Source organism: Nonomuraea sp. NPDC004702 (genome assembly GCF_053601695.1).
This window is the reverse complement of sequence record NZ_JBSGCE010000155.1, coordinates 1-6,977: the sequence shown is the minus strand read 5'-3', so window position 1 is coordinate 6,977 and position 6,977 is coordinate 1. Positions and strand designations below refer to the sequence as shown.

6 protein-coding genes and 1 pseudogene are annotated in these 6,977 nt (G+C 67.1%); 6 read left to right on the top strand and 1 reads right to left on the bottom strand.

Annotated elements, in window-relative coordinates; all coding sequences use genetic code 11:
- Positions 1 to 273, bottom strand: a pseudogene (locus ACWEJ6_RS54005) (hypothetical protein); the annotation flags it as partial.
- A gap of 225 nt (positions 274 to 498) precedes the next feature.
- Between ACWEJ6_RS54005 and ACWEJ6_RS54000 the strand changes: the two are divergent.
- The 6 genes from ACWEJ6_RS54000 (at position 499) to ACWEJ6_RS53975 (ending at position 6,820) form a co-directional block, all read left to right on the top strand.
- Complete coding sequence (locus ACWEJ6_RS54000; protein WP_452433527.1) at positions 499 to 1,701, top strand: helix-turn-helix domain-containing protein; 1,203 nt, start codon at positions 499 to 501, stop codon at positions 1,699 to 1,701.
- A gap of 917 nt (positions 1,702 to 2,618) precedes the next feature.
- Complete coding sequence (locus ACWEJ6_RS53995) at positions 2,619 to 2,942, top strand: hypothetical protein (protein WP_452433526.1); 324 nt, start codon at positions 2,619 to 2,621, stop codon at positions 2,940 to 2,942.
- Positions 2,943 to 3,051: 109 nt separating this feature from the next.
- The gene (locus tag ACWEJ6_RS53990) at positions 3,052 to 3,663 is read left to right on the top strand and encodes a 3'-5' exonuclease (RefSeq protein ID WP_452433525.1); all 612 of its coding nucleotides are present in this window, start codon (positions 3,052 to 3,054) and stop codon (positions 3,661 to 3,663) included.
- Positions 3,664 to 4,009: 346 nt separating this feature from the next.
- The gene (locus ACWEJ6_RS53985) at positions 4,010 to 4,231 is read left to right on the top strand and encodes a hypothetical protein (protein ID WP_452433524.1); all 222 of its coding nucleotides are present in this window, start codon (positions 4,010 to 4,012) and stop codon (positions 4,229 to 4,231) included.
- Positions 4,228 to 5,412 carry a lanthionine synthetase C family protein gene (locus ACWEJ6_RS53980; RefSeq protein WP_452433523.1) on the top strand — a complete coding sequence of 395 codons (1,185 nt, stop codon included), beginning with the start codon at positions 4,228 to 4,230 and terminating at the stop codon, positions 5,410 to 5,412. Before ACWEJ6_RS53985 ends, ACWEJ6_RS53980 begins: the two co-directional genes overlap by 4 nt.
- Before the next feature lie 1,123 nt (positions 5,413 to 6,535).
- Positions 6,536 to 6,820: a hypothetical protein gene (locus tag ACWEJ6_RS53975; RefSeq protein WP_452433521.1), complete on the top strand. Its 285-nt coding sequence runs from the start codon at positions 6,536 to 6,538 to the stop codon at positions 6,818 to 6,820.
- Positions 6,821 to 6,977: the final 157 nt, after the last annotated feature.

Here is a 6,977-nt window from a genome sequence, read left to right as displayed (position 1 = left end):
TCCGCCCGCCAGGACGGCGGCGGTCTCCCGACCCCGGATCATCTGGAAGTCGCATGCCAGTGAGGAGGCTTCCATGGCGCAGCGCTCCGACCTGACTCCAGGCAGCGCGTGCCCGCGCTCGCGCAGCTCGATGGCTCGTTCCAGATGAGCCTGGGTGAGCGCGGCGGCGAATCGCTCGAAGTCATGTCGATCGGTCCGCAGCCCGTGCAGGCTGGCGGTTTCGCGGAAGATCACCGCTTCGGTGATGCCGTCGACCTTCGCCTGCTCGATCATCGGCACACCTGTGACCTGTTCGAACGCCCTGGCCGATAATTCGCGTCCGACTCCTCTTGTATCGATGAGAGTGTGGTCAATATCCCACAAAACGATCCGGCGAACCGCCACAGATTCCTCCAACCGACGCTCATCGCGCTTCAGGGTGACACATACTCGATCCGGTCTGGCCCCACCAGCCTCGTTCAGACCCAGGCTCGATTACAACGACAGGAGGAATGTCGGATGAGCGCTCCGGGACTTCCCGTCGGGGAACGTCTGCGCTTCTGGCGTGTGAAGAGACAGCGCAAGCAGGCCGCCGTCGCAGGTCTGTGCGGGATCACCGAGGAGTATCTGAGTCAGATCGAACGCGGCTTGAAGATTCCCTCAATCCCCGTCCTGCAAGCTCTCGCCGCGGAACTCGATGTCCCCCTCTCGGCGCTTCTTAGCGACGAGAAACCTGAGCGATCGCCGAGTGAGAGCCCCTTCGTGGCTGACGGCGTCGTCTCCGCCCTGCTGGGTTACGCCCCGACTAACCCAGCCCCGCCCGTGGCCCCCGCTCAATTGCGGGAGCGCGTGGAAGCGGTATGGCGCATCTGGCAGACGAGCCCGAAACGCTTCACCGAAGCCGGCGCGGTGCTCCCCGCACTCATCGTCGACATCGAGAACACCATGCGAGCGCATCGCCTCACCACCGACATCGCGGCACGGCGAGATGTTCTCAGGACCGCCGCCGACCTGTACTTCATGCTTCGCTCGTACTGTCGCCGCGCGGGCAGAGTCGATCTGTCGCTCATGGTGGCCGATCGCGCGTCGCGCGCCGCCGAGAACGCCGATGATCCACTCCGGTTGGCGGCGGCCAAGTGGAACCTCGGTCATGTCCTTCTCGCCAGCGGCGAGAACGAGGGGGCTAAACAGACCGCGATCGGGGGCATCGAGGCGCTGAACGCCCTGCCCGAAAGCACCGACCGGGTCGCGATGACCGGCGCGCTGGAATTAGTGGCAGTCGTCGCTGATGCCCGGCGCAAGGACTGGTGGCGAGCTCGTGAACGCCTGTTCGGCAGCGCGGCGCTACGCGCGGAACAGGCTGGCGATGGCAACATCATGTGGACCGTCTTCGGACCCACCAACGTCAACCTGCACGCTTTGAGCATCGAGATGGAAGCCGGCGAAGCCGCGGAGGCTCTACGCGTCGCAGACCAGATCGACACCACTCACCTGCCGTCGATAGAACGACGCCTCACCTTCCTGCTAGAAGTCGCCCGTTGTTACGATCAGAGGCGGGAAGATCCAGCCGTCCTGGTGCACTTGCTCGATATGGAAGCGATCGCGCCTGAAGACTTGGCCAGAAACATTGATGCCCAGGAGATGATCCGCCGTCTGCGCCGCCGGGCCCGGCCAACATATCGACGGCAGGTCGACGCGCTCGCCGCTCGCTTGGCGTTGTGAGGTCAAGCCGCTCCAAGCCCGAACTGACAGTTCGGGCACCGCCCCCCGCACTCCCCTATCCTCGCGGGCAGCATCGCTCGACGAACAGACACGGTGATCATGCGCGAGACAGCGGCACCAAGCCCACTCACGACCAGCGGCTGGGACGGCCTTCGAGTACCGCGACACGTCGGCCTGACGATACTCCAGCGTCTGCCCGACACCAGCCTGCCCGTCATCGTCGACCCCATACAACGTGCCCTCTACTTCGTCGTACCAGCCGGCACCGCCGACCACTGGCGGCTGCCCAACCAATCAACCGCCGAAATCAGCCCACGCCTCACACTCCCACCAGTCCAACACCGCGAACCACCAGTACGGTACTGGCTCCTACCACCCACAAATCCGACCCAGCACACCGCGCTGAGAACACTTCGAGCCGTCATGGAGCCTTTTTCATCCTCCTTGCCCGGCTCTCCAGAGCAGGAGTGATGGCGCGTCTCCCCGTCCAGCTCAGCTGCCGGAGGTCTGAGCCTTGTCGCGGGCCACAGGGTTCATCTTCGCCAGCCACCGCTCCTGACCTGCGACAATAGGATGAGAAAGGCTCATGGAAGCCATATGCCAACAAACACCATCACGAACACAGCACGAACACCGCACACTCCCGACAGCCCACAACAAGACGTTGGCTCACCCACCGGGCCCGCAGGCCCGCGACGCCCGCGAACGCTGTCGTCGCAAGTCCCCTTGGCACGCAGCCCAGTAGTCTCGCCACAGATTGGCAGTCCCCTGTAGGCGATCTTCCGCCTACACTGCTGTCACCGACGCGGGCGCCACGAGGCCGTTGAACGGTTCGCCGATGCCCGCTACGAACAGGGCCAAGCTCTGCCTAACCCCCTTGTGAACAACCGCCGCTCGCTCGCATCGAAGGAGCTGACATGCTGGCTCGCGCGACCAACGCCACCCCCCAACCGGCAGTCTGGCGGGGGCACCTGGCAGAGCTTCAGGAATACGGCCGAGGATGGTTCGTGCTGATGTACTCCCAATACTGGCAGCACTACATCGCCATCTACCGCGGCCAATGCGATCAAGGCATCATCCTCAAGGCGGCTGACCCCCGCGCGATGCGCGCCCTCATGAACCGAGTGGCACCGCCCACGTGGAAGAACGATGCTCTTCGCTCGATCGGCCCGTCCCGGCGCGTCATCACGATCGACCCGCGCGACCTGGCGGCCCTCTGCCAGGTAGGCCAAGAACGATGAGCGGCGTCCATTGGCGCGCATGGTTCGGGCTCTGAGGAGTTCTTCCGCGAGCCGTCAGCCCAGATCCGCCGAATGTCCCATGGCCACCACGAACAGCAGGGAACACGACATGCTGGACCAGCTCTGGACGGCCCTGCCACTCGTCGCCTTCGATGTGGTCGGCACCGGTGGCCGGGACTGGCGCGACCAGGCGGTCTTGGAGGTCGCGGCCGTCCCGGTGACAGAAGGCCGCCCCAACATGGCCGCGGCTTGGGCCGCTACCGTCAATCCAGGCCGCCGCGTCGAGCCGAAGCCGTGGATCTCGCCGGAACTGACCGGCGATGCCCTCGCCCACGCGCCGACTCTCCAGGACCTGCGCGCCACCATCGCCGGCAAGCTGAACGGCCGCTACCTGGTCGGGCACGATATCGGAGACGACTGGCGGCTGCTGAACCTGCGGCTGAGCGACATCCGGCCCGCGGGCCTGATCGACACCGCCCGTCTCGCCGAATATCTGTGGCCTGGCACCACCGGGCGAAGCCTGCTCAATCTGCTCGGCCGGTACGACCTTGACCACCATGTGGAGATCCTCGTCCCCGACAAGCGTGTGCGCCGTGCCACATGGAAGGCGGTGGGCGCCGCCGTGCTGCTGAGCGCGTTGGCCGGGCAGCTCCCCATCCGAACCGACTCCCGCCGGCCACGCTCACCAAAGTGGCCAGCGTGCCACCACCCGCCCAGCTGACCAACGACAGTGACCCGTCCTCGCGAGCGACGCGGCCGTCGACGGCTCACCGCCCTGCCACTTGACCGCAAGAGAGCCGGGAGACTTCGTGCCCGCCACGTGTGGCTTCTCCTAGCTTCTCGCGCACGCCGTCCGTATGGCCTTTCGGCCAGACAATGACGATCATGACCGCGGTGCTCGTTCTTGGGCGGACGGGTGGGGGAACGCCATCGCCTCGAAGCTTGTCAGCCCCAGCTGCCGCGTCTCCGACGCGGCCCCACGTCCAGGTGCCGCGGCACGACCACACGCCACACCCAGCCTCGCGCGCATCAGCTGATCACAACACGCATCACACGGAGACCCCTACGTGAACGACAAGGCCATCCATCCAGCCACTGAGGTGAAAGACAGGCTCGCCAGCGAACTCATCCCGGACGGAGGTAGCATCACGCCGGGGCCGCATCCGGCGTTACGCGCCGTGCCAGCCACCATCCCACCGCGGATCGCACCCCAGCTCCGCGGCGCGGCGGTGACCACCTACCGTGCGCGTGTGGTGACGCGCCATCACGCGGCGGATGGTGAGCGATGACCGGCCGCACCACCTCTGAGCATGTGGAGCTCAGCGCGCGCGATGTGGACCGGCAATCCCTAGCCAAAGGCTTGGCCGCGGCCACGCTCTTGCACATCGAGCGAGCCCTGACCGGCACCGGCGACTGGGCGATCGCTCACGCCCACATCAGGCAGGTCACCTCCGGCCCGATCGACAGCGCATCGCACGCCGCTCTCTACTACGGGGCGCCAGCTATCGCGTTCATCCTGCACGCCGCCGCCACGGGCCGCGATCTCCGCTATCACAAGGCGGCCAGCGGCCTGGACAAGCAAATCTCGCGGCTGACGCAGCGTCGCCTAGCCACCGCGGCGGAACGGGCCAGGCGGCGCATGCCCGCCTCCTTCGCCGAGTTCGACGTGTTTCGCGGGCTGACCGGGATCGGCGCGCTGCTGCTTCTCCGAGCTCCCGGCAGCGATCTGTTGGCCAGCGTCTTGGACTACATGATTCGCCTGTCCAAGCCGCGTCGTCTCGAGGGGCAAGAGTTACCGGGCTGGTGGGTCGGCCACGACCCGGACCCGCTGCGGCCGACTCCGGGCGGGCACGTCAACCTCGGCCTGGCACACGGCGCCGCCGGTCCTCTCGCGCTGATGTCCTTGGCCGCGCTGCGCGGTTACAAGGTGCCTGGCCAGATCGACGCGATTAACGGGCTGTGCCGCTGGTTCGATCAGTGGCGGCAATCCTCCGCCGAAGGGCTGTGGTGGCCACAGTGGCTCACTCGTGAAGAGCTGCGCGCTGGCCGGCCCACCCAGCAAGGCCCCGGGCGGCCGTCGTGGTGTCATGGCACACCCGGCATCGCCCGCGCGCTGCAACTGGCCGCCCTGGCCACCAGCGACCCCGTCCGACGTGGCATCGCCGAGAAGGCCATGGCGGAATGCTTGGCCGACCAGCACCTCAGCAAGATCACCGACGTGGGTTTGTGCCACGGTTTGGCCGGCTTATACCAGACTGCCTTTCGGGCCGCCGCCGACGCCGCCAATCCCGCGATCGGACGGCGGCTCCCCGTCCTGGCGGCCGCGCTCGCCCGTCGCGCTGGCGGTCAGAACACCGCCCTTGGACTGCCCGACGGGGCAGCCGGGGTCGGGCTGGCGCTGGAAACCGCACGCCACGCCACGCCACCACGCTCGGGATGGGACGCGTGCCTTCTCATCAGCACGGCCTGACCGCTGACCACCGCCGCGTCGTCGCGACTCTCGACGATGTAGACCAGGCCTCGGTCCCACGAACTCGGCGGCGAGCGGCGTGGCCAAGGCCATCAGCCGTGGGCAGGTGTTGGGCCGGTGGATGGCATATCCGGGCATGCTCACGCGCTGGCCGCCGGGCCGCTCGCCGTCTCCTCTCGCTGATCACCGCCAACTTGAGGAGAACCTGATGGATGCGGCCAAGAAGGACGTGGCTAGCCGGACTCGGTGGCGCGATCAGCGGTCCGAGCGGCAATGGACGAGCCGTCCGCGAAATGATCGGCGCCGGCGATGGTGACTCCGGCTTGGCCACCATCGCCCGAAGCCAGGCCCGGAGACGGAAGGTAGGCGGCGCGTGTCCCGAAGGGCGTGGGTCAGGAGCGGCCTCGGCGGGCACATTCTGAGCCGTTCGGGAGTATTGACCACGAGCCTTGTCAACAGCCAGGGCTTGATCGATGGAGAAGCCTCCGCTGTGGTGTAGGTGTCGGACCCGCCCAGACGAAGGCTCCGTGTTCCACCGTAACGCCCGGCTGACCGATCATGGCCGGCGGCTGCTCATCCCACGCGTCCTGTCCGGCCGTTCCTCCGCCCACGTGGCGGCATGGGTATCTCCCGCCCCACCACCTCTACACGTGGCTCCATCGCTGGCGCGCCAAAGGAATAGACAAGCCTGTACGAGCGGCCCACCGGCCGGCCGATCCGCCGCTACGAACGCGACAGACCGACGAACCGCTTCACGTCGACGTCAAGAACCTCCGTCGCTTCCCGACGATGGCGGCCGCCGCATCCACGGCCGCGACCAGCGCAGCCACAACCGCACCGCACCGTCGGCTTCGACTACATCCATTCGGCCGTCGACGACCACATCTGCCTGTTCCGCGGCGAGGTCCACCCCGACGAGAAGGCCGCCACCCACGCCGCCGCCCCCTTCCCTGGGCATCGCCCACATCGAACGTGTGATCTCCGACAACGCCTAGAGCTACCGCGAAGCCACCGTCTGGCGCCACGCCCTGGCCGGGCCCAACGTGACCGGCGAACACACCCGCGCCTACCACCCCCGGACCAACGGCGAGGTCGAACGCTTCAAGCGCGCCCCGCTCGATTAATGGGCCGACGTCCGTCCCTACCGAAGCAACGACGAACGCACCTCGCCCCGCGAGACTCCCTCCACACCTCTAACCATCATCCCGCCCACGGGGACTCGATCGCCGTCAACGCCGTCCGCCTGACGGTCGTCGAGGTCAACGACGACGTGTTCACCGTCGACGTCATCGGGGAGTCGCTCGACCACAGCTCGCTCGGCGGCCTCACAGCGGGCTCCGCGCTCAACCTCGACCGATCCGTACACGCCGACCAGCGCCTATGTGTCTTGGCCCCGCGGGGTTGCTGACCCCGGTGATCGGTGGCTGACCACCGAATGCGGTGTGACGTCGCCTCGGAGGTGACGAGCGAGCCGCGTACGGACAGCAGGGCGCCACCGCCGACCTGCCCGCCCGCCGGCTCGATGGCGACGACTTCGCCCTTCTCCTCGATGATTCCGGTGAACA